Source organism: Ventrimonas faecis (assembly GCF_040096075.1).
In the GTDB taxonomy this organism is placed as follows: domain Bacteria; phylum Bacillota; class Clostridia; order Lachnospirales; family Lachnospiraceae; genus Brotaphodocola; species Brotaphodocola faecis.
In genome coordinates, this window is record NZ_JBBMFJ010000066.1 from 1 (window position 1) to 2,043 (window position 2,043).

General features: G+C 48.2%; 2 protein-coding genes. Both read right to left on the minus strand.

The features are described from left to right. Positions 1-83: 83 nt before the first annotated feature. Entirely contained in the window at positions 84-1,019 is a 936-nt protein-coding gene (locus WMO41_RS15760; protein WP_349230585.1) for a DUF2156 domain-containing protein, read from the minus strand. 118 nt (positions 1,020-1,137) lie between these two features. Further along, complete coding sequence (locus WMO41_RS15765) at positions 1,138-1,848, minus strand: zinc ribbon domain-containing protein (RefSeq protein WP_349230586.1); 711 nt, start codon at positions 1,846-1,848, stop codon at positions 1,138-1,140. Positions 1,849-2,043: the final 195 nt, after the last annotated feature.

Consider the following 2,043-nt stretch of genomic DNA (forward strand, 5'->3'; position numbering starts at 1 on the left):
AATGGGATTTTTGCCTGCAAGCCCATGTTTTCATACGGTCAGCGCAGTGAATGCGCAGACCTACTGAACAGTTACCTCAGATCTTATTTAAAGTTTTTCTGCTGCACCAGATATTTTCTTGCAAATCCGCACGGATTGTAAGACATCTTGGCATGGCGCAGTCCCTCCTGCCCCAGGTCATCTTCCCGGTTTACCAGCGTCACATTCGGAAATTCCTGTACCAGGAACTGCTGGTTGATGAACTGATACAGACCACGAATCTCCGGGTTCGCCTTTTCAATGTGAATGACTGCCATATTTTCCGCCGGATTGTAGCTTCCGATGGTAAAGGCCTCCAGCTTTCCGTCAATGTACACCCCCGACATGCGGATATCCAGATCCAGACACTGTTTCAGAATCTCGTGGATTCCCTCTACTTCATAATCCAGATGCTCCTCTACCTCATCACCCTTGCGCTCTCTCCAACGGTCCAGGAAGCGCCATACATCATCCCGGTCTGCACAGCAGAGACGGCGGAACTCATAACGGCCCTCATATTCTTTCAGAAACGCATTCAGATGATTTTTCTTCTTGTGAAGCTTCTTTCCGGAAAGCTTCCGCATAGCCTCGCCGTCATACAGATAATCCTTCAAATCCTCCTGCTCCGTTACTACAAAGTCATCGGATTCCTTCAGATGAAGATACTCCACCGCTTCCTCATCCGCCAGATAAATCTTTAACGGAATATGGAGCACTTGGTTAAAATACTCCACGGTCATGTCAAAATATTTTTTCAGGTCTTCCTCTTTGCAAAGTGGCATGGCACTGTGCATCACGCCTTCTTCCTTCATCAGCCATAAAAGCGCCTTATTCTCATGAATGGCATACTGCACATGATAATATTTTCTCCAGATGAAGCTATCCAGTGGCACACTGTCACAGGTCTTATTCGGGCGCAGGCCAAAATAAGGCGCCAGCACCTTCATGTCTTCCGCTTCAACTGGTTTAAAATTTAAATCTGTCATTTCAATTCCTTCCATTCGGGCAGCGTCTCCTGCCCTGCTCTTTCTCTTTTCCTGTTCTGTCACGCTTTCTTATTATAGCGTGAGCTGCTCCCGGAATCAATATACCGGATTTTTTCGTTTCTATTATCTATCCTTAATTCCGCTCCCGGACATTCTGAATTTTCCATGCTTTTGCCCCGGATACCTCCAGAATTGAACCACAGTAACGACACTGTTTTGCACCAAGCTGTTCCACGGGCGCACCGCAGTTTGGACACACCAGCGAAGCAGCCGTCCCGGACATAGACGAATCATACACATAAATCAACTCTGCTTCACAGACCGTCTGTTTCTTACGAATCTGCTGCACTGTGCCATTCTGTCCACTCCGTTCTTTTGCGCTTTGGCGCACATTACACGCAACAGCTTTCCCATTTCTCTGACTTTCTGTCTCCATCCAGTATTCTGCCGCTGTTTCACAAAGGATACTGGCCGTCCCACGATACTTTTGGTAACGACTGATCACCGTTTTATGAATGCGGACCACTCCGGCCGTGCGCACATTTTTCGTTTCAAGTAATTCCCGCACAGACCGTTCTGCCTCAGCCCGCAGCTCCTCCCAGTTAAATTCCGGAAAATCCCGCAGAATCTGAGGCAGATAAATGCTGGTCATGCCACCAAGGGATTTGGGCGGTTCTTCCTGCTGCAATTCCCCATTCTGCACGCTGCGGGCCAGTTCCCGGACCAGGCGCACCTCTGCCGAATTGAAAAAGCGCCTCAGCCCACGCCGGATTTTCACTGCAGCAGTCAAAGCGATCACTATTGCCACCGCAATCATAACCGCCTTAACCTGATTATCATTCATAAATTCTGCTCCATTTCTTTCAGGCTCTCGTTACTCGTGACTTCGTCACTCGATTACCTCGTCGTTCGCCAGAAGCATGCAAGCATGCTTTTGGCTCTCTTGCACTCGTTACATTATACGTAACTGTTCAGTACCCTCACAGTTACGGGCAAAAATCCATTGAAAATTGCCTTCGGCAATGGGATTTTTGCCTGC

Excerpts from the sequence above, each read along its gene's own strand:
- WMO41_RS15760 (WP_349230585.1), bottom strand. The coding sequence starts at position 1,019 with ATGGAAGGAATTGAAATGACAGATTTAAATTTTAAACCAGTTGAAGCG.
- WMO41_RS15765 (WP_349230586.1), bottom strand. The coding sequence starts at position 1,848 with ATGAATGATAATCAGGTTAAGGCGGTTATGATTGCGGTGGCAATAGTG.